The sequence below is a fragment of the Brachybacterium rhamnosum genome (assembly GCF_039526185.1).
In the GTDB taxonomy this organism is placed as follows: Bacteria; Actinomycetota; Actinomycetes; order Actinomycetales; family Dermabacteraceae; genus Brachybacterium; species Brachybacterium rhamnosum.
Window position 1 is genome coordinate 907,582 of sequence record NZ_BAAAIS010000003.1, and the last position, 24,834, is coordinate 932,415.

General features: G+C 71.8%; 31 protein-coding genes. 19 read left to right on the top strand and 12 right to left on the bottom strand.

All coding sequences use genetic code 11. The features are described from left to right. Positions 1 to 2 precede the first annotated feature (2 nt). The 10 genes from ABD080_RS14515 to ABD080_RS14560 all read left to right on the top strand — a co-directional run bounded on the left by ABD080_RS14515 (position 3) and on the right by ABD080_RS14560 (position 7,046). Positions 3 to 365 carry a hypothetical protein gene (locus ABD080_RS14515; protein ID WP_343905907.1) on the top strand — a complete coding sequence of 121 codons (363 nt, stop codon included), beginning with the start codon at positions 3 to 5 and terminating at the stop codon, positions 363 to 365. 65 nt (positions 366 to 430) lie between these two features. Further along, positions 431 to 742: a hypothetical protein gene (locus ABD080_RS14520; RefSeq protein ID WP_343905908.1), complete on the top strand. Its 312-nt coding sequence runs from the start codon at positions 431 to 433 to the stop codon at positions 740 to 742. Next, complete coding sequence (locus ABD080_RS14525) at positions 739 to 1,176, top strand: hypothetical protein (protein ID WP_343905910.1); 438 nt, start codon at positions 739 to 741, stop codon at positions 1,174 to 1,176. The genes ABD080_RS14520 and ABD080_RS14525 overlap by 4 nt, the downstream gene beginning before the upstream one ends. Further along, on the top strand, positions 1,164 to 1,625 hold the full coding sequence (locus tag ABD080_RS14530) for a hypothetical protein (RefSeq protein ID WP_343905912.1): 462 nt from the start codon (positions 1,164 to 1,166) through the stop codon (positions 1,623 to 1,625). Before ABD080_RS14525 ends, ABD080_RS14530 begins: the two co-directional genes overlap by 13 nt. 20 nt (positions 1,626 to 1,645) lie before the next feature. After that, positions 1,646 to 4,621: a hypothetical protein gene (locus ABD080_RS14535; protein WP_343905914.1), complete on the top strand. Its 2,976-nt coding sequence runs from the start codon at positions 1,646 to 1,648 to the stop codon at positions 4,619 to 4,621. Between the two features lie 78 nt (positions 4,622 to 4,699). Further along, a complete protein-coding gene (locus tag ABD080_RS14540) occupies positions 4,700 to 5,677 on the top strand; it encodes a peptidoglycan-binding protein (RefSeq protein ID WP_343905916.1) in 978 nt (325 codons plus the stop codon). 4 nt (positions 5,678 to 5,681) lie between these two features. Continuing rightward, on the top strand, positions 5,682 to 6,116 hold the full coding sequence (locus ABD080_RS14545) for a hypothetical protein (RefSeq protein WP_343905918.1): 435 nt from the start codon (positions 5,682 to 5,684) through the stop codon (positions 6,114 to 6,116). Next, positions 6,107 to 6,463, top strand: a complete 357-nt coding sequence (locus ABD080_RS14550; protein ID WP_343905920.1) for a hypothetical protein — start codon at positions 6,107 to 6,109, stop codon at positions 6,461 to 6,463. The genes ABD080_RS14545 and ABD080_RS14550 overlap by 10 nt, the downstream gene beginning before the upstream one ends. Next, positions 6,463 to 6,771 (top strand): hypothetical protein, encoded by a 309-nt coding sequence (locus tag ABD080_RS14555; protein WP_343905922.1) that lies wholly within the window; start codon positions 6,463 to 6,465, stop codon positions 6,769 to 6,771. The genes ABD080_RS14550 and ABD080_RS14555 overlap by 1 nt, the downstream gene beginning before the upstream one ends. Continuing rightward, positions 6,768 to 7,046, top strand: a complete 279-nt coding sequence (locus ABD080_RS14560; protein ID WP_343905924.1) for a hypothetical protein — start codon at positions 6,768 to 6,770, stop codon at positions 7,044 to 7,046. The genes ABD080_RS14555 and ABD080_RS14560 overlap by 4 nt, the downstream gene beginning before the upstream one ends. Positions 7,047 to 7,218: 172 nt before the next feature. Here the strand turns inward: ABD080_RS14560 and ABD080_RS14565 are convergent, their stop codons facing one another. Continuing rightward, positions 7,219 to 8,262: a ParA family protein gene (locus tag ABD080_RS14565; RefSeq protein WP_343905926.1), complete on the bottom strand. Its 1,044-nt coding sequence runs from the start codon at positions 8,260 to 8,262 to the stop codon at positions 7,219 to 7,221. A gap of 283 nt (positions 8,263 to 8,545) precedes the next feature. Between ABD080_RS14565 and ABD080_RS14570 the strand changes: the two genes are divergently transcribed. Continuing rightward, positions 8,546 to 8,875, top strand: a complete 330-nt coding sequence (locus ABD080_RS14570) for a hypothetical protein (protein ID WP_343905928.1) — start codon at positions 8,546 to 8,548, stop codon at positions 8,873 to 8,875. An 82-nt stretch (positions 8,876 to 8,957) separates the two neighbouring features. On the opposite strand, the gene ABD080_RS14575 is transcribed toward ABD080_RS14570, so the two are convergent. The 6 genes from ABD080_RS14575 to ABD080_RS14600 all read right to left on the bottom strand — a co-directional run bounded on the left by ABD080_RS14575 (position 8,958) and on the right by ABD080_RS14600 (position 11,278). Beyond that, positions 8,958 to 9,185, bottom strand: coding sequence for a hypothetical protein (locus ABD080_RS14575; RefSeq protein WP_343905930.1), 228 nt, complete (start codon positions 9,183 to 9,185; stop codon positions 8,958 to 8,960). A 67-nt stretch (positions 9,186 to 9,252) separates the two neighbouring features. Further along, complete coding sequence (locus ABD080_RS14580; RefSeq protein WP_343905932.1) at positions 9,253 to 9,402, bottom strand: hypothetical protein; 150 nt, start codon at positions 9,400 to 9,402, stop codon at positions 9,253 to 9,255. 11 nt (positions 9,403 to 9,413) lie between these two features. Continuing rightward, on the bottom strand, positions 9,414 to 9,755 hold the full coding sequence (locus ABD080_RS14585) for a hypothetical protein (RefSeq protein ID WP_343905934.1): 342 nt from the start codon (positions 9,753 to 9,755) through the stop codon (positions 9,414 to 9,416). Beyond that, the gene (locus ABD080_RS14590; protein WP_343905936.1) at positions 9,752 to 9,925 is read right to left on the bottom strand and encodes a hypothetical protein; all 174 of its coding nucleotides are present in this window, start codon (positions 9,923 to 9,925) and stop codon (positions 9,752 to 9,754) included. The genes ABD080_RS14585 and ABD080_RS14590 overlap by 4 nt, the downstream gene beginning before the upstream one ends. Next, entirely contained in the window at positions 9,922 to 10,206 is a 285-nt protein-coding gene (locus tag ABD080_RS14595; protein ID WP_343905938.1) for a helix-turn-helix domain-containing protein, read from the bottom strand. Before ABD080_RS14595 ends, ABD080_RS14590 begins: the two co-directional genes overlap by 4 nt. A 46-nt stretch (positions 10,207 to 10,252) precedes the next feature. Continuing rightward, positions 10,253 to 11,278 (bottom strand): TadA family conjugal transfer-associated ATPase, encoded by a 1,026-nt coding sequence (locus tag ABD080_RS14600; protein WP_343905940.1) that lies wholly within the window; start codon positions 11,276 to 11,278, stop codon positions 10,253 to 10,255. Between the two features lie 218 nt (positions 11,279 to 11,496). Here ABD080_RS14600 and ABD080_RS14605 point away from each other — a divergent pair, with 218 nt between their 5' ends. The 6 genes from ABD080_RS14605 (at position 11,497) to ABD080_RS14630 (ending at position 18,952) form a co-directional block, all read left to right on the top strand. Further along, positions 11,497 to 12,684, top strand: coding sequence for a YihY/virulence factor BrkB family protein (locus tag ABD080_RS14605; protein WP_343905942.1), 1,188 nt, complete (start codon positions 11,497 to 11,499; stop codon positions 12,682 to 12,684). A gap of 1 nt (position 12,685) precedes the next feature. Beyond that, positions 12,686 to 13,435, top strand: a complete 750-nt coding sequence (locus ABD080_RS14610) for an SOS response-associated peptidase (RefSeq protein WP_343905944.1) — start codon at positions 12,686 to 12,688, stop codon at positions 13,433 to 13,435. A 79-nt stretch (positions 13,436 to 13,514) separates the two neighbouring features. Then, on the top strand, positions 13,515 to 14,849 hold the full coding sequence (locus tag ABD080_RS14615; protein WP_343905946.1) for a sensor histidine kinase: 1,335 nt from the start codon (positions 13,515 to 13,517) through the stop codon (positions 14,847 to 14,849). After that, positions 14,846 to 15,574, top strand: coding sequence for a response regulator (locus ABD080_RS14620; RefSeq protein WP_343905948.1), 729 nt, complete (start codon positions 14,846 to 14,848; stop codon positions 15,572 to 15,574). The genes ABD080_RS14615 and ABD080_RS14620 overlap by 4 nt, the downstream gene beginning before the upstream one ends. A 118-nt stretch (positions 15,575 to 15,692) precedes the next feature. Further along, entirely contained in the window at positions 15,693 to 16,436 is a 744-nt protein-coding gene (locus ABD080_RS14625; RefSeq protein WP_343905950.1) for an ABC transporter ATP-binding protein, read from the top strand. Continuing rightward, a complete protein-coding gene (locus tag ABD080_RS14630; RefSeq protein ID WP_137770392.1) occupies positions 16,433 to 18,952 on the top strand; it encodes an FtsX-like permease family protein in 2,520 nt (839 codons plus the stop codon). Before ABD080_RS14625 ends, ABD080_RS14630 begins: the two co-directional genes overlap by 4 nt. A 99-nt stretch (positions 18,953 to 19,051) precedes the next feature. Here ABD080_RS14630 and ABD080_RS14635 read toward each other — a convergent pair whose 3' ends face one another. Further along, positions 19,052 to 19,489, bottom strand: coding sequence for a hypothetical protein (locus ABD080_RS14635; RefSeq protein ID WP_137770391.1), 438 nt, complete (start codon positions 19,487 to 19,489; stop codon positions 19,052 to 19,054). A 311-nt stretch (positions 19,490 to 19,800) separates the two neighbouring features. Between ABD080_RS14635 and ABD080_RS14640 the strand changes: the two genes are divergently transcribed. Then, entirely contained in the window at positions 19,801 to 20,049 is a 249-nt protein-coding gene (locus tag ABD080_RS14640; RefSeq protein WP_103385108.1) for a WhiB family transcriptional regulator, read from the top strand. A gap of 176 nt (positions 20,050 to 20,225) precedes the next feature. Here the strand turns inward: ABD080_RS14640 and ABD080_RS14645 are convergent, their stop codons facing one another. Next, the gene (locus tag ABD080_RS14645) at positions 20,226 to 21,716 is read right to left on the bottom strand and encodes a sensor histidine kinase (protein WP_343905954.1); all 1,491 of its coding nucleotides are present in this window, start codon (positions 21,714 to 21,716) and stop codon (positions 20,226 to 20,228) included. A gap of 97 nt (positions 21,717 to 21,813) precedes the next feature. Between ABD080_RS14645 and ABD080_RS14650 the strand changes: the two genes are divergently transcribed. Then, positions 21,814 to 22,320 carry a DUF2505 domain-containing protein gene (locus ABD080_RS14650; RefSeq protein ID WP_264450720.1) on the top strand — a complete coding sequence of 169 codons (507 nt, stop codon included), beginning with the start codon at positions 21,814 to 21,816 and terminating at the stop codon, positions 22,318 to 22,320. Positions 22,321 to 22,421: 101 nt separating this feature from the next. On the opposite strand, the gene ABD080_RS14655 is transcribed toward ABD080_RS14650, so the two are convergent. The 3 genes from ABD080_RS14655 to ABD080_RS14665 are packed head-to-tail and all read right to left on the bottom strand — an operon-like array spanning position 22,422 to position 24,721. Further along, positions 22,422 to 22,862, bottom strand: coding sequence for a DUF6912 family protein (locus ABD080_RS14655; RefSeq protein ID WP_343905957.1), 441 nt, complete (start codon positions 22,860 to 22,862; stop codon positions 22,422 to 22,424). 12 nt (positions 22,863 to 22,874) lie between these two features. After that, positions 22,875 to 24,110: a CpaE/TadZ family protein gene (locus ABD080_RS14660; RefSeq protein ID WP_343905959.1), complete on the bottom strand. Its 1,236-nt coding sequence runs from the start codon at positions 24,108 to 24,110 to the stop codon at positions 22,875 to 22,877. Then, positions 24,107 to 24,721: an SAF domain-containing protein gene (locus ABD080_RS14665; protein WP_343905961.1), complete on the bottom strand. Its 615-nt coding sequence runs from the start codon at positions 24,719 to 24,721 to the stop codon at positions 24,107 to 24,109. Before ABD080_RS14665 ends, ABD080_RS14660 begins: the two co-directional genes overlap by 4 nt. Positions 24,722 to 24,834: the final 113 nt, after the last annotated feature.

Consider the following 24,834-nt stretch of genomic DNA (forward strand, 5'->3'; position numbering starts at 1 on the left):
GGATGAAAAAGCCCGCCTCGACGGGCTGGCTCGACGTGTCGGCCCTGCTGGTCAACGGCTGGGCGGGGAAGGCGTACCTGGCGCGGCGGGAGACGGTCGTGATGCTGCGCCTGCATGCGCTCGCCGCGACCTCAGCGACCAGCGGGGGAGTGATCACACTGCCGACCGGGTTCCGGCCGGTGTCCATCGGCTCTTCGACAGAGCGGCCGCTGCTGCACACCACCGCGCCCGCAATCCGCCGGGCCTACTTCGCGGGGGCCACGCTCACGGTCTCCGCCTATCAGGCGGCAGATCAGCTGTACGGCGACATCCGCTTCGACACAGCCGACGCATGGCCGTCTAGCTACCCGGAGGTGAGCGTCTAATGCCGTGGAACAAAAAGCCGCGTACGACCGGCTGGCGGAACGTCTCGACCCTCCTCGAGTCGGGGATGAGCGGGAACATCTTCCTCGCCCGTGAGGGACAGGTCGTGCACCTCATGATCAACAACCTCGCCTCGACCACGGCGGGGAACGTGAACGTCCTCCGCCTCCCCACGGGGTTCGTGCCGACGACGGTGACGGGCGCGAACTGGCGTAACGGCTCGGTCCTCTCCGACGCCGGCGACGTCGTCCGGCAGCTGTCCTTCTTCAACGGGTACATGCGGGTCCTGCAGATGCCGACCGGGAAGCAGCTCGGCGGGTACGCCACCTGGCTCGTCCCCGCCGACTGGCCCACGACCCTTCCGGGGGTGTCGGCATGAGCCTGGACACCGACTGGCAGGTCATCCAGACCGCCGCCGCCGGTCTCGCCCCGCAGGGGCTCAACGATCCGATCCAGGCTTTCCGGGTCCGCCGGATCGACTCGACGGTCCTCGTGGACCTGTCCGGGCTGCGCCTCGCCCCTGGTGCGGGGCTCGCGAATCTCGGCCAGCTGCCCGCGTGGGCGGCCCCGGTCCTCCCGCACCAGTACTTCTGGGTCAACGACTCCCCGACCTCGCTGCACGCCTCGGTATGCGCGGTGTTCGTCGGGAAAACCCTCTACTGGACCGGCCAGGTCGCCGAGGGCCGCATCGTCGTGAACCGCCCCGAGTCCCTCCGCGGCGGCTTCGAGTTCACCACCACCACCGCATTCCCCCGGGACCTGCTGCCCGCCCCCGGGAAGCCCAAGCAGAAGGAGCACCGATGGATGCCGTGACCACCCCCGAGGACGTGACCGCCATGACCGACGCCGAGCTCGCCGAGAAGGCCGCCAGCATCGAAGCGGAGCGCGCTCGCCGAGCGGTCGTCACCGACGCCGAGCAGCGCACCGACGCGATGTGCCTGGAGTACCTCCTGGCGAGCGGCCGCACCAACGGCGCCGCGTTCGAGCCGCCGGTCGGGTTCATCGGCGCGTACCCCCGCGGGTGGCGCGTCACCGTCGACGGCCGAGCGTTCGAGGCGTCCGTGCCGGGCGCGACGGGCACCCCGCCGGGCACCGGCTGGACCGAGGTCGACCCGGCGTCGTCGTTCGTGGACTTCTGGGCGCCCGGCAGCTACGAGGAGGGCGAGCAGGTGCGGGACGCGGGCCTGATCTGGACCGCCCGCACGACTGTCGTCGACGGCCCCCGCCCCTCCGAGTACCCCGGCGGCTGGACCACCACCTGACCCAGAGAGGAAGGCTGCTGATGGCGACGACGTCGACCCTTCCCCTGCAGCTCGGCACCGCGATCCTCGGCCGGCACACCGAGCCCGGTGGAGAGGCACCACCTCGGATTAGCGTCGGCGGCGAATGCTGGGAGCTGGTCACCGACCCGAAGGTCATCGAGGCCGCGCTCGCCGCCGAGCAGGCGCAGACGGCAGCGACTGCCGCGCAGGGCGCCGCGCAGGCCGCCGATGCGAAGGCCGTCGCCGCCCAGGATGCCGCCGATGCCGCGGAATCCGCCGCGGTCGAGGCGCGCGGGGTCGCGGACCAGGCGACGCGCGACGCGCTCGACGCCGTGGGGATCGCCGCCGGCAAGGGCCAGTTGATCTACCAGGCGACCGCCCCGACCGGGTCCCGGGCGAACACGGCGAACATCTGGGTCCGCTCGAGCGATTCGCAGGTGCACCGGTACGACGAGACGACCGGAACTTGGGTGAAGGTCACGGATCCTGCGGCGGTGGCGGCGGCGCAGGCTGCCGCGGCCGCGCAGCAGACCGCCGACCAGGCAACGACCGCCGCGGCGAACGCGATGGCCGAGGCCCGGTACGCGCCCCGCATCGCCTCCCGCGCCCCGACCGTCGCCGACGGGACGTCGAAGCCCGTCGGGGCCGGCTGGAACGAGTACAACACCAGCGGTCTGCTGGTGCAGATGTGGCGCTGGGACGGAACCGCGTGGCAGCGGCTGAACATGTCGCCCACGATGATCCCGGTCCTGCAGATCGGCACCGGCACCGCCGGTGACCTCACCGCTGACAGGGTCACCGTGACCGGGGATTTCGCGGCGCGGCTCGCGACGATCATCGAGCTGAACGCGGACAGGATCACGTCGGGGACGATCGCGACCGGGCGGCTGAATGCGGCGGAGATCGCGGCGGCTGTCGCGTCGGTGATCGAGCTCGACGCCGGCCGGATCACCGCGGGCACCATCGACACCGCCCGCCTGAATGCCACGGCCGTCGCGGCGGCGGTGGCGACGGTGATCCAGCTGAACGCTTCCAGGATCACGACCGGCACCCTGGACACGGCGCGCCTGAACGCAACGACGGTCGCGGCGGCGGTCGCGAACGTCATCAACCTGAACGCCTCGCGGATCACGGCGGGCACCATCGCGACCGCCCGCCTGGACACGCAGGGCATCGCGGCCGCGGTCGCAACGATCATCGAGCTGAACGCCTCCCGCATCACCACGGGCACGCTCGGCGCGGACCGGATCGCCGCGAACTCCATCACGGCCGCGAAGATCCTCGTCGACGATGTCCTCGCCGCGAAGATCGTGCAGGCGATGGACGTGGCCACGAAGCGGCTCGTCGTCACCGAGGACGCGATCCTGAACCGCGCGACGATCATCAACGGCCTCGCCGCCGACGTCGTCTCCGCTGCCACGATCTACGCCTCCCAGCTGGTCGTCGCCGCCCTCGATGAGGACGGCAACCTCAAGTCGGGCACGGTGGACACGGTGCAGATCGTCGACGGGGCCGTGCGCGCTGCACAGATCCACGCCGAGGAGGTCGCCGGCGCGGTCGCACGCTTCCTCACCATCGAGGTCGGGCAGCTCACCGCCGGCACCGCCGCGATCGACACGCTCGTCGCTCAGAAGATCGCCGCCGGCACCGCCTCCTTCCAGGAGGCGTACATCCAGAACCTCCGCACGAACGGCGCGGTGATTGACGCCGCGGTGATCGGGGACCTCGCGGCGAACATCATCACGTCCGGCCTGTTCCGCACAGCGATCACCGGGCAGCGTCTCGAGATCGACTCCAACGGCCTGGTCATGTACGGCCAGGACGACGACGGCAACGACTACGAGCTCGTGAGGATCGGCCCCTCGGGCGAGAACCTCGTGACCATCGGCGACACGACCATCGCCCCCGACGGAATCGCGACCCCGTCCCTTGAAGCGGGTGCAGTGTCCGTGAATGGCGTCACTGTGCAGGACATGATCGGTGTCGCCCCGCAGGGCGTCGTCGCGTGGGCTTACTCGACGTACCCCGCAGCGTGGGACGGCACCGGCAACGAGCTACGACGCCTGCAGGTCGACGCGGTTCTGCAGCCGGGACGCCGGTACTCGGTGACCCTCGACCAGCACTGGGCACGCCTCCGCACGGGCGCGACCTCGACGACTTTCGTCGAGTTCCTCCGGTTCGAGGCCGGTGCATCGGCTTCGGAGGCGACGACCTCGTCGTCGCAGCTCGCCGTGCAGCGTTCGTTCCTGCAGGCGTCGACGCAGTCGCAGACGATGCCACCACTCGTCGGGTGGCTCGACACAGCGGACCTGAACCTGAGCGCAGAGCGGCGCGTGTACTTCCTGTTCACGACTCGCTCGGCTGGCGGCCGGGATGCGCGGATCGAGGCGGCGTCGGGCGAGACCCTGCGGCTCACGGTCCGTGACGAGGGCCCGTCGGTGCCATCGTCGGGACGCTCGTGGATGGACCAGGGCACTCCGTCGGAGGGATCGGCGGACGCCCCGCCGGCCGTGCCGGTGAAGGTCGTGCGCACGGAGAAGTTCGCGGCGACGCGGGCGGAGTCCTGGAACCGCGGCGCAGGGTCGTTCCTGTCGGGGAAGTCCGGCACCGTCTACCAGGGCAAGTACCCGAACGTGCCCGCACGCGAGGGCGCCTGGTGGTTCAACTCCCTGAACGGCAACCTCGCCGGCGCGACGATCAAGCGCGTCCAGCTGCGCTTCTACATCGATCACACCTACTGGGGTGCGGGCGGCACCGCCGACATCCGCCTCCACGGGAAGACCGGCTTCACCACCGGCGGCCTGGACACCTCCATCCGCACGATGAAGGTGAAGCGAAAGGCGCAGTACTCGATCGACGTACCGACCAGCTACCTCGACGGCTTCCGCACGGGGACGTGGCGCGGCTTCGGCCTGTCCACCTCCTCGACGAACCTCGAGTACTACGTCCAGGCGACCCTGGCGAACGCCGAAATCTGGATCACCTACGAGAAGTAGTCGCATCCCACCGAGGGCCCCGCCGCCGTGCTGCGTCGGGGCCCTCACCCTGCCCACCCACCGAAGGAGACCTCCACCATGGCTGTTCTCAACGGCCAGATCGACACGTCCGATCTGGCCCCGATCCCCGCGGCGTTCCACACTCACGGCACGACCGCGTACCTGCGGGACGACGCCGCCGGGGCGTTCCTCCGCGTCGCCGCCGCTTTCCAGAGCCGCTTCGGGAAGCGCCTCGTCGCGATGTCGTTCTACCGGCCCCGCGCGGACCAGATCCGGATCTTCCTCAAGAACTACTACCGCTACAACGGCAAGCGCCGCGCCGGCACCACGGACCGGTCCTACAACGGGTCCACGTACCGCCTCCGCGCCGGCATGTCCCCGGTCGCCTCCCCGGGCTACTCGAACCACGGCCTCGGCGTGACCGTCGACTTCAATGCGGGCGTCCAGACCCGCGGGTCCGACGAGCACGACTGGATGCTCTCCGAGGGCGTGAAGTACGGCTGGGACTGGACCGAGGGTAAGCGCGTCGGCGAGCCCTGGCACTGGACCTACATGCCTGCCAAGGACCGCATGAAGTCCGCCCCGGCCGCGTCCGCGGGCTCCGCGGCGAAGCCGCCCGTCCTGATCCCCACGACGGCACCCGCCCTGGGCGACGTCGCCACGGCTCAGAAGCACCTCCTCGAGCTCGGCTACCAGCCCGGCCCCGTGGACGGTTCCCTCGGCGACGCGACCCGCGCCGCCGTCAAGCGGTTCCAGACCGACCAGGGGCTCGCCGCCGATGGCGTCCCCGGCCCCGACACCCGAAAGGCATTGGCCACCACCATGAGCAAGATCGACGATTTGATTGCTATCGCGACCGAGAACCAGAAGCGGATCAATAGGGTCCTCGACTCCGTCGAGAACGGCAAGACCGGCGTCCGCTCCGACGGCACCCTCGTGAAGCTCCTCAAGGACCAGCACAAGGAGACCCTCGGCATCATCGCACCCGGCAAGGCCGGCGTCCGCACCGACGGGTCCCTCGTCGAGGTCATCAAGACCGAGGCCCGGAAGAGCTGACCCCATGGCCCGCCACTTCGCGAAGGCCTTCGAGCGGGTCGTCCGCATCGCCGCCTACGCCGCCCTCCTCATCAGCGGCATCGGCGTGCTCGCGTGGACCCCGCAGTCCTACGAAGGCATCTCCCTGGCCTTCACCTACGCCTGGGGGATCTTCCAGGTCCTCGGCGGGGGCGTGGCCCTGATCGCGCTGCTCGCCCGCCGGGTCCTGTGGGAGTGGCGGGTCGTGCTCCTCGCGGCCCTCGGCGTCGGCCTCTACGCCGGCCTGTCCTGGGTGCAGGTGTTCACCGAAGCCGCCGTCCACATGGGTCGCGCAGGGGACATCACCGCTCTGTTCCTCCTCCTCGTCGCACGCTGGGCGATGCTCTGGGTGAAGGTGGAGGAAGCCGAGGCCCTGCAGCTCGCCCGCCAAGAGGCAGTGCAGGAGGACGCATGGGACTGACCGAAGCGATCGTCACGGTCGTCGGTGCTTTCCTCCTCTTCCTCGGCACTGTCGTCACCGTCCGCGGGAAGAGCGCGGGCGGGGAGGACCGACCGCGGGTGACCAGCGAGCAGGTCGAGTCGGCGAAGGACCCCGGCGTGGAGGCGCTCGCGCTGGCCCTGTCGATGTCCCGGCGCGTGGAGAAGCTCGAGGAGTCCAACGCCCGCCTGGTCGTGCAGAACAAGCTCTTCCGGCGGGTGCTGCTCGAGGTCGCTGACCTCCTGCGGAAGATCCCCCCGCTCCCGCACGACACGATCCTCGCGCACATCCTCGACCGCCTCCCCGACCTCGGAGAGGACGACGACTGATGCCCCCACCCTCTGACCCCTCGCTGTGGCTCGACGTCCTCCGCGGGATGAACGCGGCCATGGCCTTCTACGTGGCAGTCCTCGCCGCGCTCCTAGCTCCGTGGTGGGCACGCCTGGACATGACCCTCCGCTTCCTCCTCCTAGGGATGCTCGCCCTGTCCACCGTCCTCGGCTGGGGAGCGCTCGAGAGCCTCCTCCGGGACGTCCCCGGCGGATCCCGCACCATCGCCGCCGTCCCCGCCCACCTGTGGACCTGCGTCGGCGTCACCCTCGCCTACCTCAAGCACCGCACCAAGGAGACCCCGTGAACACTCATCGCGCCACCGCCACGCAGACCACCTACCCGTGGCGGGCGACCCTCCGTACCGTCCTGTGGGCGGTCGTCGCGTTCGCCGCGATGGCCCCGCTGATCTACTCCGCAGCTGCCGGCGGTGACCCCGAGCAGGCCGTCGGCTGGGTCGCGACCGCACTCGGCATCCTCGCCGCCATCCAGCGCGTCATGACCCTCCCTGTCGTGGACGAGTTCCTCCGCCGGTACGTGCCGTGGCTGGCCGCGACCCCGCAGGACCGCGGCGGTGCCTGACCCGGCCCAGCTCCCGCACATCTGCCCCCGCTGCGACGCCGCGTACAACTCGCAGTGGGCCGCCACGGAGTGCGCACGCGAAGACGACCTCGCCGACCGCGACGCACGACGACGATGACGAAGCGCCCCCACTCTCCTACGGGAGGGTGGGGGCGCTTTCGTCCGTCTCGGGTTAGAGAATGCTGGTGAGGTACGCCAGCTCATTCTGGTAACGCGTGACCGATGCGTTAACCTGCAGGCGCTTCCCCTCAACCGTATGGAAAGACCCGACCTTGAGATTCGCAATGGGTGTGCCCTTCGCCCCACTGATTCGCCCGGAGGACATGAAATCGTCGGTGACAACGATTGAATCCACCGGATCAGAGGTATCGAACACCTGCGGGTACCTGTTCGCGATCTCGATCGCACGCTCGATGTACATCCGTGACGCCCGGTCAGGAGTCGACCGGATACGGCTCTTCGAGCCGACCATGGTCATAACGATCGCAGCAACCTTCGGCGTACTCCTGCCGTGTGCGCGATCGTTCCACATCTGGAAGTCCTTGTGCGGGTCCGTAAGCATTCGGAGCGTGAGCTCCAGCGAATCGAGAGAGTGCTCGTCGACACGGACGGGAATGATGATCGCATCAGCGGCACACCACGCCAGGTGCGTCCCGCCAGAGTAGAACGGACTGGTGTCCATGACGATTACGTCCGCTCCGACATCGGCCGCCTGCTTCTCGAGGACCGATTCCAAGGCGCCGAGCAGCGAATTGACAGCGTCGGGGCGCTGCTGGGAGTGAGCAGTCTGCAGCTGCTGGTACAGCTGAGATGGAAAAGCAAACATCTCCGCGGAGCCGGGGACGATCCAGGCGGGCTGGACACCCTTGAAGGCGTCGCAGTACCGGGAGATGCGGTACGTGACATCACTGGGTGCTATACCAAACGCGGGGCCTAGCAGCACCGGTTCGAGCGCCTTCACAATATCCACCTGTACATCGAGATCGTCTTCGAGCAAGGTCTCGGTGAGGTTCATCTGCGCACACACGTCCGCGGCGAGCACGGAATGCAGGCGCGCCAGCTCGTAGGTCAGATTGAAAGAGAGCGTCGACTTCCCGACGCCACCTCGGAGGGTTGAGATCGCGTACTTCTTGTAGCGCAGGTCAGTTGGGTCCTTCCGGAACCCTTCTTCTACGACTCGTCGGTGAGTTTCGAGGAGCTTATCGAGCTGATCCATTCTTGCGTCCCCCTGGGATGCGGCCCGGGCTGCGGGCTCAGTGCAGGTGCACAATGCTACTGCAGGAGCAACGATACCATGCAGGTGCTGCAGGGCCAACGTGATCTCGCAGGACCTCACGTCACACCTGCGCAATCTCCTAGCTCCTGCACTCCATCCGCTGCACCCAGTCCGCGTGCCAGTCCCCGGGTGAGTGGCGAGCGCTTCTGGACCCCGTGCCGTCCAGGTGCGCTAGCGGCTACTCTTCGGAGACGCTGATCCGACCTAGCAGATGGGCCCTTCCATGAGCATGTTCGCCTCCAACGGCACGATCGAGAAGTCCTACACTGCTGCACCCGCTGCCGTCGGCGCAGCGATCGCAGCAGTCTGCACGGAGGCCGGGCACCACCTCGGTACCGTCAGCCCCGATCAGACCCGGTTTGAATTGACGACCAAACGGACCGCGCTGAACTGGGGCACCGCGATCGTCCTCACGCTTAGCGAGGCGGGAGCGAACACGAACGTTCGCGTCGACTACGACAACTCGGCGGGATCCCAGAAGGCACTGCTAGACGGTCGGAAGAACAAGAAGACCGTCGAGTCGTTCCTCGGTCAGCTGGACGCGCGGATCTGACTCTACGTCGCCGAAGCGCCCCATCTCCTTCGGGAGGTGGGGCGCTTTCGTCATGCCCGGTCGGCGCGCGGCGCACCTGGGGTCAACAGTCGATGCTCGACGACCTGCGTCGCGGCCGCGCTCGAAGCTGGACGCCGCCGACGTAGTGGATGATCGCCAGGATACCGACCACCCACACGAGCGCGGAGAGCAGGCTGGTTCCGACGCCGATTGCAGTGCTCTGCGCGGGCGTCGCCGAGGTGAATACGACGTCCCTCAGCAGGTGGGTCAGCGCCGGGCCACCCCAGTTCACGCCTGCGAGCAGTCCCACGCAGAGAAGGACTGTCCACAGCCGTCGAGATCGCATGGCGCGATCGTAGACCGGCAGGCCCGGAAGTTCACGCCTGCTCGGCGCGCTCCATCCGCTCAACCCAGTCCGCGTGCCAGTCGCACACCATGATCGGCTGATCGCCGTCCTCGAGTCGTAGCTCGATGACCATCGGCACCGTCCCGGGTGCGGTGCAGTCGAAGAGGTCGCAGGCGTCCATGGCGAGGCACGCTACCCGTCCGGGTGGACCTGGTGCCAGGCCTGCAGCCACTCCGGCGCGAGCCGCTTCGGATCCGTCTGCAGCTTCGCCGCGTTGAGGTCGACGTGCGCCAGCAGCCACCCGAACACGCGACCCTGCACCTCATCCGTCCGACCCACCCACTCCTCGGACCGGAGGAGCAGCTCGTGCCCGCCCGTGCGCACGCGAACCGAGTACGGCGGCAGGGAGTCGTCCAGGTCCGAATGCGTCCAATCCACCTCCGGACCATCCAGCGTGATCCCGTACCGGATCACCAGACCCGCGACATGCTGCTGCACCGCCTGATGCGCCAGGTACACCTCGAGGCCGCTCACGCCGCGTCCCACCCGCCCGGGTCCTGGGACTCCTCGCCGGCGAGCTCCTGGCGGCCGTCAAGGTCGATCCGCTGCCGGGTGGGGAGACCGAGCTCGAGCTCCTGCTGCCGTACGTCGATCCGCTCCCGAACCTGCCGCGCCCAGGCGGCGTACTCCTCACGCACGCTCATGTGCCACCCCGTCTTGCGCGGATCAGTCGTCTCCTCGCCGACGCATCTTGCATCGCCTGCGACCGCCTCGACCGCGGTTCAAGCCAGATCCCCGGGGCGACCTCGACACGCCCGGGCGGCTGCTGGTGTCGCTCCAGGTCTGACTCCGGGATCCTCCACGCGCCGCCCTTCACCGCCTGGAAGGCGTTCGGAAAGACCCCGCTCTTGCAGTACTGGCGGATCGTCTCCGGAACGAGTTGCAGACGTTCCGCCACCTGCTTCGGCGTCAGGTACTGGATCACGTCGGGTCCCCCTCGTTGCGGATCCACTCCGTGAGGTCGTCGACCATCACGAAAATCTTCCCCCCGACTCCGCCGGTTTGGCGACCGGGCAGGTGGTTGCGGTCCGTGCGATGGATCGCCTGACGTAGGTACCCCTCAGAGAAGGGAACCAACTGCGCAGCCTCTTTGATGCTGACCGCGATCTTGTCGCGCCTGGCGAGGCGGAGAGGTAGTGGTTCGTCCATGGGGAGAGCCTCCGCTCCACGTGCGACAGTCGAACCTCCCGTACGTAACGTTTACACGGCTTAGCGTTCACGAGACGCCGCATCGAGATCTCGCCGGTGCCCTCGAGGTTCGCCTGGCGGGTCTGGAGGGCGACCACGTCCCGCAGCGGCAGCGCGAGCTCGAAGACCTCCTCAATCGTGACGACGCGCTCGCGGGGCCCGACGGACTGGGCGAGGCAGCGCAGGAAGGTCGTCTTCCCGGCGCCGGTCGCGCCGCTGACGATGACGTTGAGACCGGCGGCGACGGCGGCGTCGAGGAAGGCCGCGGCCTGCGTGGTGAGCGAGCCGAGCTGCACCATGCCCTCGAGGTCGTGGGCCTTGGCGACGAACTTGCGGATGTTGACGGAGGCGTGGCGCCGGGTGACCGAGGGGATGACCACGTGGAGGCGGGAGCCGTCCGGCAGGAGAGCGTCCACGAAGGGGGTGCTGAGGTCGAGCCGGCGCCCGGAGCTCACGAGCATCCGCTCGACGACCCCGCGCACCTCGTCGTCCGTCATGACGATCGTGGTGAGCTCGCTGCGCCCGTTGCGGGCGCAGAAGATCTGGGTGGGCGAGTTGACCCAGATCTCCTCGACGCCCGGGTCGTCCAGCAGGTCCTGGAGGGGCCCGAAGCCGCCGATCCTCGCCGCGACCTCCGCGACCACGAGGTCCGTGTCACGCACGGTGGGCACGGCGCCGCCGGCCGCGCGGCGGTCGTAGTCGGTGACGACCTCGCGGATGAGCGGCTCGAGCCCGTCGGCGCGCGCATCGAGGCCGCGGCGGCGGATCAGCTCCCGCGACTCGGCCTCGATGATGGTGGCGGCGTCCATCCCACTCCCCTCGGTGGTCCCACGATCGCGGGCGGTGCCGACCCCTCGGTCGGTCCCACGTCGTTCCTCGCCGGTCACTGTAAGAAGCGCGGCGCCCCGCCCGCTCGCCGCTCCCCGGGAATGTGGACAACTCTCCCAGACTCCATTCGTGCAAGGATGTCGGTGCAGGTGACACACCGTGGCGCCGCCGCGCGCCCCGTCCCGTCAGGAGCACGTCCATGGCACTGTCCTCCGCATCGCCCGGCTCGAACGGCGAGCTCGACTCCTCCCCCCGGCTCAGCCGGCCCACGCTGAAGTACATGGCCAAGCGGGTCCTCTCGGAGTTCTCCCGGGACGGCGGCACCGATCAGGCCGCGAAGCTGACCTACTTCATGGTGCTGTCCATCGCGCCGACCCTGCTGGCCGTCTTCTCCCTCGCGACCCTGCTGCTCTCGAGCATCAAGGACCAGATCTCCCAGCTCCTCGTCGACGCGATCAACAGCGCGGCCGGCGGCAGCGGACTGGGCGCCGACGAGGCGGTGAAGTCCACGGTCGACTCGCTCATGGGCTCCGCGAGCGGCGGCACGATCGCGCTCATCATCGGTATCGCGACCGCGCTGTGGTCCGCCTCCGCGTACGTGAAGGCCTTCGGCCGCGTCGCCAACGACATCTACGAGGTGCCCGAGGGCCGCGGCCCGATCCGCCTCAACGGCGGGATGCTCGCCCTCACCGCGGCGCTCGTGCTCGGCATCCTGCTCGTGCTGATCTCGATCCTGCTCAACGAGACGATCGTGCAGGGTGTGCTGGGCCCGATCGCGGACACGATCGGCGCGGGCGGCGTGCTCGCCTTCCTCATGGATTCCTTCCTGCCGATCTGGGCGTGGGTGAAGTGGCCGGTCATCCTGCTGCTCGCCTTCGCGCTCATCTCGCTGCTCTACTGGGGTGCCCCGAACGTCGAGAAGCCGTTCCGCCTCATCTCCCCCGGCGGCGTCGTCGCGATCATCGGCGTGGCCGTCGCCGCGGTCGCCGTCTCGATCTACATGTCCACCTTCGCGAGCTACTCGAGCTACGGCGCGATCGGCGGCATCATGGCCGTCCTGTTCGCCCTGTGGATCATGAACATCGTGGTGCTGATCGGCGCGGAGGTCGACGCCGAGTTCGAGCGCGCCCGCGAGCTCGAGGCCGGGCGCCCCGCGGAGGACGGCCTCGCCCTCCCGCTGCGCGGCGAGAAGGGCGCGGAGAAGGCGGAGTCCAAGCACGAGAAGCTCGTGGACGAGGGCCGCGACATCCGCCTGCGGAACCTCCACCGCGACGCCGACTCCTACACCTCCGAGGAGTACCGCCTGACCCCGCGCGAGGCGAGCGGGGAAGGCGCCGCTGGCGGCGAGGGCGCCGGGACGGACGAGACCGGGTCCAAGGACTCCTGACATGTGCGGTCGCTTCGCCTTCTACCAGGAGATCGATCCGCTGCTCGACGACCTCGACGCCGTGGACCTCACGGACGGCGAGCTGCGCCGGCGCTGGAACGTGCCGCCCACCGCCCCCATCCACGTGGTCACGGAGTCGGTGGACAAGGAGTCCGGTGAGGTGGTGCGCGCCCTCCGGGTCGCCCGCTGGGGCCTGCTGCCGCCCTTCGCGAAGGACGAGGCGTTCTCCTCGCGCACCTTCAACGCGCGCCGGGAGACGATCGAGGAGAAGCCGAGCTTCCGCGGGAGCCTGGGCCGCTACCGGGCGATCGTCCCGATGGACGGCTACTACGAATGGGTGCGCGGCGAGGGCGGGCGCTCCAGGAAGCAGCCGTACTTCATCACCCCGCAGGACGGCTCGCGCCTGTACATGGCCGCGCTCGTCTCCTGGTGGAAGGGCCCGGGCCATCACGAGGGCCCTGCGGCCAGCGAGGACGGCACCTTCCTGCTCAGCGCCACGATCATCACCCGCGAGGCGACCGGGGAGCTCGCCCGCATCCACGACCGCACCCCCGTCATGCTGCGCCGCGACGCGGTGGACGCCTGGCTGGACACGTCGATGGACGACCGGCACGACGCGGCCGCCTGGATCCGCGACGACGCCCACCTCCTGGACGATGCGACGCTCGAGCTGCGCGAGGTCGGCCCCGCCGTCGGGAAGGTCGGCAACGACGGCCCCGAGCTGATCGAGCCCGAGGAGCGGCTGCTCTGACCCGCCCGACCCCGGGCGGAGGCGCCCTCCGCCCGCAGGATGACGACCGCGGGCGGCGCCGGCCCCTACGCTTCCGGACATGACCCCTTCGAGCCACCCGGCACCGGTGCGCCCCGAGCGCGGCCGCCGGGACCCCTTCCGCTGGGTCATCGACCATCCGGGCACGGTGGACGCCGCCGTCTTCGGTGCGGCGGCCGTCGCCCTCCTGGGCTTCACGCTGCTCACCGGCGCCTGGGGCTGGTGGCTGCCGGCGACCCTGCCCATGCTCGGCGCGGCCGCCGTGTGCCGCACCCGCCCAGGGCTCGGCGTCGCGCTCATGGCCGCGTTCGCGCTGCTCCACATGCCGCTCGTGCCCGTGGTCCTCGGCGACGCGCTGACCTTCTACGCGATGTTCTGCGCGATCGCCTACGGCCGCCCGCTCGTCCACGCCCTCGGCATCGTCGCGGGCGTCGTCGGCGCGCTCGTCCAATCGGCGTACTGGGCGCTCCACGCGCTGCTGAGCGGCTCGTCCTCCCCGCTCGAGGCGCTCGTGACCCTCATAGGGCTGCTGTTCGCGGGGACCGTGGCTCTCGTCGCCGTCTGGGCGCTCGCGAACCTCCAGCGCGCCCGCGTCCAGCAGATGCGGCTCGTCGCCGAGCGCGCGGAGCAGGCGGAGCGGGAGCGGGAGCAGCGCACCGCCCTCGCCGTCGCCGGCGAGCGCAGCCGCATCGCCCGGGAGATGCACGACGTCGTCGCCCACTCCCTCTCCGTGATCATCGCGCAGGCCGACGGCGGCCGCTACGTCGCCTCGGTGCGCCCCGAGCAGGCGGCGGACGTCCTCGCGACGATCGCCGACACGGGCCGCTCCGCCCTCGCGGACATGCGCTCGCTGCTCGGCGTGCTCCGCCAGGACGACGAGACGAGCTACGGCCCCCAGCCTGGTCCCGAGATGCTCGAGGAGCTCGTGGCCCGGGTGCGCACCGCCGGCCTCGACGTCGACCTGCACGTGGACGGGCGCCTCGACGACCTCCCCCGCTCCGTCGGCACCTCCCTGTTCCGCCTCGTGCAGGAGGCGCTGACGAACACGCTCAAGCACGCGGGCCCGCGGGCGACGGCGGCCGTGCGCGTGCGGCGCACCGCCGGGGGCCTCGAGGCCGAGGTGATCGACGACGGCCAGGGCACCGATCCGGCCTCCGACGGGCAGGGCCACGGCATCACCGGCATGCGCGAGCGCATGAGCGTGCTCGGCGGGACGCTGCAGGCGGGCCCGCTGCCCGGGCACGGCTTCCGGGTGCTCGCCCGGATCCCCCTCGGCGCCCCCGCATCGACCTCGCCATCGGCCCCGCCACCCTCGAGCTCCTCGTCGGCTCCCGCGGCCCCGTCGGCCCCGCCGTCACCGAACGTCCCACCCCATCCCGAGAGGACACTCCCGTGAGCACTCCCGCCTCCTCCCCCGACGCCCCCGGCGGCCGCCCCCTGCGCGTCGCCCTCGTCGACGACCAGCCCCTCGTCCGGGCGGGCTTCGCGATGGTGATCGGCACGCAGGACGACCTCGAGGTCACCGTCCAGGCCTCCGACGGCGCCGAGGCGGTCGAGCAGCTGCGCGCCCACCGGGTCGACGTGGTGCTCATGGACGTGCGCATGCCGCGGATGGACGGCATCGAGGCCACCGCGCGCATCCTCGAGCAGTCCCCGCCGGACCGCGCCCCCAAGGTCATCGTCCTGACCACCTTCGACCTCGACGAGTACGTCGTCTCCGCGATCCGCGCCGGGGCGAGCGGCTTCCTGCTCAAGGACGCCCAGCCCGAGGACCTCCTCGCCGCGATCCGCACCGTCCACCGCGGCGACGCCGTCATCGCCCCCTCGGCGACGCGCCGCCTGCTCGAGCGGGTCGTGAGCACCCCCGAGCCCCAGCAGCGCGACACCTCCGTGCTCGACGCGCTCACGGACCGTGAGCGGGAGGTGCTCGTGCTCATGGGCCGCGGCTGCTCGAACCAGGAGATCGGCGCCCAGCTCTTCGTCGCCGAGGCCACCGTCAAGACCCATGTGGGGCGGGTGCTCGCGAAGATCGGGGCACGGGACCGCGTGCAGGCCGTCATCATCGCCTTCGAGACCGGGCTCGTGACGCCCGGGGAGGGCGGGGCTCCGCCCTCGGTATGACATCGGGGGCGTCCTTCCCCCTCCCGCGGTGGAGGGCGCGGGGCCCGTGGACGGATGCCCGGGGTGCCCGGCGCGGGCGAGGATCGACGAGAATCCCGACCCCGTCCCGAGGAGAGCCATGAGCCAGCCGTCCCCGTCCGCCCTCGCCCCCGCCACGAGCGCGGGCCCGGGCCCCGCCCTCGTCGCCCGCGATCTCGTGCGCACCTACGGCAGGGGCGAGGGCGTCGTCACGGCCCTCGACCACGTCGACGTGGACATCGAGCGCGGAGCCTTCACCGCCGTCATGGGCCCCTCCGGCTCCGGCAAGTCGACCCTGCTGCACGTGCTCGCCGGACTCGACACCGTGGACTCCGGCTCGATCCTCCTGGACGGCACCGAGATCACGGGCCTGCGGGACGAAGCGCTGACCCGACTGCGCCGCGACCGCATCGGCTTCGTCTTCCAGTCCTTCAACCTGCTGCCCATGCTCACCGCGGAGCAGAACATCCTGCTCCCCCTCGAGCTCGCCGGCCGCCGTGCGGACCGCGCCTGGCTCGACACGATCACCTCCGCCTTCGGGCTGACCGACCGGCTGGGGCACCTCCCCTCGCAGATGTCCGGCGGGCAGATCCAGCGCGTCGCGATCGCCCGCGCCCTGGTCACCTCCCCCGCCGTCGTCTTCGCGGACGAGCCCACCGGCAACCTCGACTCCCGCACCACGGAGGAGGTCCTGGACTTCCTGCGCCTGAGCGTCGACGAGTTCGACCAGACCGTCGTCATGGTCACCCATGAGCGGGACGCCGCCGAGCGCGCGGACCGCATCATCACCCTGGCCGACGGCCGCCTGGCCTCCGACGAGGACCTCCGCGGGGCCCGCCGATGAGCGCCTCCGCACGCCGCGTCCCGATCCGCCTGACCCCGATGCGCCGCCACCTCGCGGCGATCCTCACGGTGGCCCTCTCCTGCGCGTTCGTCGCGGTGATGGTGCTCGCCGGCAACCTCGTGCAGGAGTCCCTGCGCGCCTCCACCGCCCAGACCTACTCCGGCGCCGACCTCGTCGTCGAGCAGGAGATCCCGGACGACGCCTGGGAGAGCACGACGCCGCTGCCCGCCCCCGAGGTCGCCGGCACCGAGGACGTTTGGCCCCTCACCCAGGGCTTCGCGCAGCTCACCTCCTCCGCCGTGGCCGACGGTCCCTACCTGCAGGTGGTCCTCACCCCGCCCGGCGAGGACACCCTCGAGGAGGGCTCCCCCGCCGCGGACGACTCCCAGGTGGTGCTCGACCGGACCGCGGCCGACGCCCTCGAGGTGGGGGTCGGCGACACCGTCACCCTGCCCGCGGGCACGATCGTCCCCGAGGACACGACCGATCACACGCTCACCGTCTCCGGCATCGCCCCGGCCGCCGAGGGCGCGGCCCTCGGCGCGACCCCGCGGATCCTCGCGGACGACGCGAACTCCGCGCTCCTGCTCGGCCCCACCCGCGGCACGACGACGGACACCTGGCTCGCGACCGTCCCCGCCGGCACCGATCCCGCCGACGTCGCCGCCGCGGCGAGCACCGGCGGCACGACCGTCACCACCGTCGAGGACGCCGAGCAGGAGGCCGTCGACCAGCTCATGACGGGCTTCGCCGCCCTCGGCGTCATCCTCGGCGTCTTCGTCGTCATCGCGCTGTTCACGAGCGCCGTCGTCATCGCGAACACGTTCACGGTGACCGTCGCCCAGCGCACCCGATCGCTCGCCCTGCTGCGCACCCTCGGCGCGACCCGCGGCCGCGTGGGCCGCATCGTGCTGCGCGACTCCGCCCTGGTGGGCGTGGTCGGCGCGGTGCTCGGCGTGATCGGCGGGCACCTGCTGGTGCAGGCCGCGCTCGCGGCCGCCGCCGCCGCCGGCTGGCTCGACGCGGTCATGGCCGTGCCCGTCTCGCCCACGTCCGTCCTCGTGCCGATCCTCGCGGGTCTCCTCCTCACCGTCCTCGCGGGCCTCGCCCCGGTGCGGGCGGCGACACGGGTCGCCCCGCTGCAGGCGCTGCGCTCCGTCGCCGCCCCGCCCCGCGGCGGCTTCGGGGTGCGCGGCGTGCTCGGCGTGATCGGCGCCGGGGTGGGTCTCGCCCTCATGATCGGCGGCGCCGTGCTCGCCGGCTCCCACCCCCTGCCGGGCATCCTCCTGGCGGTGCTCGGAGGGCTGCTGAGCTTCGGCGGCATGCTGCTCGCGCTCGTGGTCCTCGCCCGGCCGCTGGCCCTGCTGCTGGGCCGCGTCGCCGGCCGGATCGGCGGTCTCCCCGCGCGGATCGCCGCGGCGAACATCGCCCGCAGCCCGGGCCGCAGCGCCGCGACCGTCGCCGCCCTGCTCATCGGCACCACGCTCATGACGATGATGGCCGTCGGCGCCCGCACCACCGAGGCGTCGCTGACCGCGGAGCTCGACTCCAACCGTCCCATCGACCTCGTGGTCTCCGCCGCCGCCATGCCGGCGGACGCCGCGGCGCAGATCGGCGCCGTGGACGGCGTGCGCGTCGCCGAGTCCGGCACCGTCGGCAGGATCGACGTCGGAGCCGACGAGCCCCTGCTCGTCTACGGCCTGGACCCCGAGACCGTGCGCGAGACCTCGCACCGCCCGGCCGTGGCCGACGAGCTCGCGGACGACACCCTGCTCGTGGGTTGGGAGCGCGCCGAGGAGACAGGCCTGCAGGACGGCGAGAGGATCACCGTCCCCACCGCCGACGGCGGCACCCGCGAGCTCACCGTCCGCTACGACGCGAACCTCAAGATGCCGATGCTCACGCCCGGCACGCTCGAGGCCGTCGCCCAGGGCGGCACCCGCCCCGTGGTCGTCGCCGACTTCGAGGACGAGGGCACCGCCGCCCGCGGCGACACCGACGCCTACGGCATCGTCGACGCCGTGTACCAGGTGACCTCCGGGGACGGGTACTCGGAGGCCGACGTCGTCGCCGGCGGCGCCGAGCGCGAGATGTACGGCCAGGTCCTGCGGGTCCTGCTCGGCATCACGGTGGGCCTGCTCGCCGTCGCCGTGCTCGTCGCGCTGGTCGGCGTGGCGAACACCCTGAGCCTCGGCGTGGTCGAGCGGCGCGGGGAGAACGCGCTGCTGCGGGCGCTGGGAACCACGCGCCGCCAGATGCGCGCGATGCTCGGCTGGGAGGGCGTGCTGCTCGCGCTCATCGGCGCCGCGCTGGGGATCGTCCTCGGCGCGGTCTACGGAGGGCTCGGCGTCATCGCGCTGCTGGGCTCCGCCGTCGCGGTGACCGTGACGATCCCCTGGGGCCAGGTGGTCCTGGTGGTCGTGGCCGCCATGCTCGCCGGCTTCCTGGCCTCCGTGCTGCCGGGTCGCTCCGCGGCCCGCACGGCCCCGGCCGCGGCGCTCGCCGCCGCGGAGTGAGGCCCCGCGGCGGGGGCCGTCACCGCCGCTGACGCGGAAGGGCCCGGAGGATCGCTCCTCCGGGCCCTTCTTCTCGGTCTCCTGCGGGTCGGGGCCCGCTCAGCGCCCCTCACCGGTGGGCAGCGGGGTCGAGCGCACCAGGGAGAGCAGCAGCAGGAACGCGGCGATCGCGACGACGAGGGCGAGCGCGCCCTGCCAGACGAGGCCGCCGCTCAGCATGCTCGCCCCGACGAGGGCCTGGAACAGCTGCCAGGTGATGCCGTAGCCGAGGCCGAAGCGGCCCCGCACGAGGATCGAGCGCGCGGCCACCGCGGCGCCCGCCGCGAACAGCAGGAGGAACACGCCGAGCCCGGTGCCGAAGCGGCCGTCGAGCTGCCCGCCGGAGACGCCGACGAAGCAGAAGGTCGCCACGGCGACGAGCAGGACCGCCTCGAGGGCGAGCAGCGCGGCGGCCACGGGGCGGATCCGCGGGTCGCGCTCGCTCGCGGTGGCGGGGGCGGCAGGGCTCTCGGAGCCGGGACGGGAGGCGCGGGGCATGGAGGCACTGTATCCGCCCCTATGCCCCTCCCACGGGCTCCTGTCCAGCGCTCCGGGAGCGGCATCACAGGACCCGCAGGACCGTGTGGGAAGTGCCACCCAGGCTTTGCGGCCAGGCCCTTGTCGCCGCCGGGAGCGGTGCTGAGAATGGATGAGGCCCCTCCACGGCGAGGAGAACCGCGGCGGAGTCCCTCCGTCACGGGGACGCTCCGGCGGGGCCGCCGACCCCGAGCACGCCCCTTGCGGGGGCAATCCTCGCCTCGCGCCACCGCAGCGGTGGGACGGGGCGATTCCGGAAAGTGAGAGTGACGATGGACTGGCGCCACCGTGCCGAGTGCCTCAACCATGATCCCGAGCTGTTCTTCCCGATCGGGAACACCGGACCGGCGATCACGCAGATCCAGGAGGCGAAGGCGGTGTGCCAGAAGTGCGAGGTCATGACCGCCTGCCTGAAGTTCGCCCTCGAGTCCGGCCAGGACTCGGGCGTCTGGGGCGGCCTGTCCGAGGACGAGCGCCGCTCCCTCAAGCGTCGCAACGCCCGCGCCCGTCGCGCGAGCTGATCGCACCGCCGCACCGCCTGCGGCACCCCTGACCTGATCAGGGCCTCGTCCCGCGCGCCGCGGGACCCCTGCTCCGCCACGGCGCGGCCGACCCTCCGTCGGCCGCGCCGTCGTCGTCGGAGCACCCGGCCCATCGCCGCCCGCCCCGCGGGGGCCGGCGGCTCGGGGCCCCTCCCTCAGAGCCCGATCGGCTCGAGGTACACGTCGATGACCGCGCTCGTGCCGCCGTCGGGCAGGTTCTGCCAGGTGAGCGTGCCGCCGAGCTGGCCCTGGACGAGGGTCTGGGCGATGTTCGTGCCGAGGCCCGAGGGCTTCGCCGTCCCCATCCCCGCACCGTCGTCCTCGATGGAGATCACGAGGTGGGCGCCCGTGCGCTCGCTGCGGATCGTGAGCGTCCCGCCGGTCTCGGAGAGACCGTGCTCGACGGCGTTGGTCGCGAGCTCGGTGACGACGAGCGCGAGCGGGGTCGCCTCGTCGGCGCGGATCTGCCCCACGCGCCCCACCTTCTCGGTGCGCACCTCGACCTGGCTGTCCACGATCCGCGGCGAGCCCTCGCGGTGCACGGTCGCGCTCGCCGCGTCGACCGCGAGCCGCAGGCAGCGGTCGATGACGTCGTCGAAGACCACGGCCTCCTGCGAGCCCTGGAGGAGCGACTCGTGGACCAGGGCGATCGTGGACACGCGGCGCATCGCCTCGGCGAGCGCGTCCCGGGCCTCGTCGGTCTTCATGCGGCGCGACTGCATGCGCAGCAGCGCGGCGACGGTCTGGAGGTTGTTCTTCACCCGGTGGTGGACCTCGCGGATCGTCGCGTCCTTCGTCATGAGCTCCCGCTCCCGACGGCGCAGCTCGGTCACGTCGCGCACCAGCACGATCGCCCCCGTGCGGGCGCCCTGCTCGGTGATCGGGACGGCGCGCAGGGAGAGCGTGCCGCCGCGGGCCTGCATGTCGGAGCGCCAGGCCGCGCGCCCCATGAGCACGAGCGGCAGCGACTCGTCCACCGGTGCGCGGCTCTGGAGCACCTCCGTCGCGGTCTCGGCGAGCGTGCCGCCGAGCATGTCCCCCGCGATGCCGAAGCGGTGGAAGGCGGAGAGCGCGTTGGGAGACGCCCACTGGACCACGCCGTTCTCGTCGAGCTGCACGACGCCGTCGCCCACACGGGGCGCTCCGCGGCGCGGCGGGATGGGCGCGCCGTCGATCGGGAAGGCGCCGTGCTCGATCATCCGCAGCAGGCGGGTGCCGAGCTCCTGCTGGTGCGTCTCGCTCGAGGAGGGGTTCGAGGTCGGCGCGGGCGACTCGACGGCGAGGACCGCGAGGGTCCGGCCGTCCTTGCGGACCGGGGTGAGCAGACCGCGGGCCTCCCGGCCCTCCCGCTCGAGGACGACGACGCCGCGCTGACTGCGCTCCCCGTCGAGCAGGGCGTCGAGGTCCGCATCGGCGCCGCGCGGGAGGCGGTCGCCGACGGGATCCTCGAAGTACACGGTCGAGCCGGTCGCGGGACGGCAGTGGGCGACGGCCATGGGGCCGTCCTCGGCGCGGACCCAGAGCACGAGATCCGCCCGCAGGAGGTCCGAGACGAGGTTCCAGTCGCCGACGAGGTGCTGCAGCCAATCGGCGCCCTTCTCGGAGAAGGAGCTGATGTCGGAGAGGTACTTGGACAGGCTCGGCATGAGCTCAGGATAGGCGCCGCGGCCCGTGCTCCTGGGAATCGACCGCGACGCCTGCCGTAGGCTGGCGCCGTTGCCCGTTCCCGCTGGAAGGACGCCTGTGAAGCTCTCCGAGAACCTGACGATCCCCGCCTCGGCGGCCGATGCCGCTGCGATGTACGCCGACGAGTCCTACGCCGAGGTGCGGCGCGCGACGCTCCGCGCGAGCTCGGCCTCGTCCCGGGTGGAGGGCGACCCGGCGGGCGCCTTCACCGTGCGCACCGAGATCGCCATGACGACCGAGAAGGTGCCGGACGTGGCCCGCCGTTTCGTGGGTGCGACGGTCACGATCCGCGAGGAGCAGGTGTGGTCGGCCCCGGCGGCCGACGGCGCCCGCACGGGCACGATGTCGATCGACGTCGCCGGCACCCCCGCGACCTTCACCGCGGCGCTGGCGCTGACCCCGCAGGGCGAGGCCACGAGCCAGGTGGTCATCGACGGCGACCTGACCGTCAAGGTACCGCTGCTCGGCGGCAAGCTCGAGAAGACGGCCGTCCCGTACGTCTCCAAGGTCCTGCGGGCCGAGGAGCGCGCCGCGCGCACGTACCAGGACTCGCGCACCCGCTGATCCCGCTCACCGGATCATGACGGCGCCCTCCCCCTGCACGGGGGAGGGCGCCGTCGTGTCCGGCCCGGGGCGGGGCCCCGGCCGGGGCGTCGTCGGAGGGGTCAGCCGTTCCCGTCGAGATAGGCGATCGCCTCGCGCCCCTCGCTCGGGTCGAACCAGAGCAGGGCGGGGTCGGTATCGTCCTCGGCAGCGGCCTGCGCCGTGAGCTCGGTGACGTGCACCGCGGCGAGCGACGACGTGACCGTGTCGAGGAGCACGGCGCCATAGGCGCCGCCGGTCTCCTCGGCGAGGCCGAGCGCACGGTCCGGCACGTCGAGCGCGAGGACGAGCCCGCGCGAGGTGGGACCGGCCTCGGACAGCGCGACGTGCACCGCGTCCTGCAGCGCGTCGTACTCGAGATCCTCCTCGTCCTCCCCGGGCCGATCGGCGCGGGCGGGCGCGGTGACCGCCCAGGCCGGGCGACCCGCGGCGATCTCGATCCGGGTGCCCGCGGCGCTCAGCACGGAGCGGTCCTCGGCGGTCAGGGGAAGGAAGATCCTCATGCAGACATCCTCTCATCCGGCCCGGGCGGGCTCCGGTGCGGCCTCCTCCGCCGGCCCCGTGCTCGGGGCCTCCCCCTGGAGGGCGGGCGAGGCGGCGAGGTCCCGCAGCGCGCGGCGCAGCGGTGAGCGCGGTGAGCTCTCGGCGAGCAGCGCACCGTCCCACACGGCGGTGCGGCACGCGCCCGGATCGTCCGGGAGCAGGTGCAGGCTCGTCGTCGGCATCCGGGTGCCGAGGAGCTCCTTCACCCGATCCCCCGGCACCGGTGAGCCCATGCGGTTCACGACCACGTGGAGCTCGCGCACGCCCAGGTCGCGGAGCCGGTCGTTCTCACGCAGCAGCCGGGTCAGGCTCACCGGATCCGCGGTCGCGGTCGCGATGACGGCGTCGGCCCGCTGGATCGCGGTGAGCGACGCCCCGTTGCGCTGCGGGGCGGCCGTGTCGTAGCTGAGCTCCTCGTCCTCCTCGAGCGGGGCGGCGACGTCCACGATCACGAGCTCACCCCGGCGGGACAGCGCCCGCCAGAGTCCGTCGAGCGAGCTGCGTCCCAGCTCCGCCCATCGTGAGGGGACCCCGATCCCGCTGAGGAGCCGCAGGCGGGGCTGGACGACGGGCAGCAGCGCGTCGAGCGTGCGCGAATCCAGGGTGTCCCGGTCGAAGGCGCGGCAGGCCGCGACGATCCCCGGGGCCTCGTCGATCACGCCGAGCAGCTGGCCGAGCGCCGGACCGTAGGTGTCCGCGTCGACGAGGACGGTGTCGCGTCCCGCGCGGGCGGCCTCCGCGGCGAGGTTCACGGCGAGGGTCGAGCGTCCCGGGGCGCCCGCCGGCCCCCAGACCACGACCACGCGGCCGCCCTCGGGGGCGTCGTCCAGGACCGGGTCCCGCGTCCAGGGCTCCGCGGTCTCCTCGCCGTCGATCGCGGCGGAGATCGCGGCGAGGATCTCGTCGATCGGCGCCCCGGCATCCACCACCTGGCGCAGGCCGAGGGAGGTCTGCTCGGGGGCGGTCTCCGCACGCAGCCCGATGACGGCGACGTGCTCGAGCAGACCGGCGAGCACGTCCCGGCCGAGCCCGCGCACCGAGAGGTCCAGCAGGACCGCCTGCCCGATCCCGGCGCCGACCACGGCGGCGGTCTCGGCGAGATCGGCGCAGCGGCGCACCACCCGGACGTCGTGATCGCCGTCCTGGGCGAGATCGTGGACGATGCGGACCTCGTCGGCGCCCGAGGCGCACAGCACCAGGTCGATCATGTGCCGACCCCGTAGGCACCCGGCACCCCGATGACGTCGAGCCGCTCCGCCCGGGAGAGCACCTCGAGGACCCCGGCGAGATCGTCCCGCGGCACGAGCACCTCGACGGCCATCGACCGCATGCCCAGGGTGCTGCCCTCGTCGATCGTCCTCACGACGGCGTCCTCGACGAGCAGCTCGGCCTGGCCGGTGCCCTCGTCCACCTCGCCCGTGTGCCAGAGCTCGACGGTGCTGCCGGCCTGGACCGACTGCGCGACGGAGGAGTCCACCGGGATCACCACGGGCCGCAGGTCGACGTCGGCGCTCTGGCCGACGGCGGCGGCGGGCAGCAGCTCCCCGGCACGGACCGGTTGCGTGGCGACCGCGCCCTCGGGGATCGCCTCGAGCGAGCCGACGTACATGCCGTCCTGCTCGCCGAGGCGCAGCTCGACGACGGTGAGGTCCTCCGGGGCGAGCGCCTGCCCGGGGACGATCACGGAGCGTGCGACCAGCACGGGCGTGGTCTCGGCGAGACGGGAGACCAGCAGGGCGCCCATGAGCACGCTGCCGAGGACGAGCACCACGCCGACGATCAGCCGCGGGTCCTTCCACCGCGGCCGCCGCAGCCTCATCATTCCTGTGCTGGCCCCCACGGTCCCCTCCTGCGCTCCGCCCGATCGTGTCCCGACCGGGTCCTGGCCGGGAGAGTACGGGAGACGGCGCCTCGCCTACCCGGGAGGGCGGC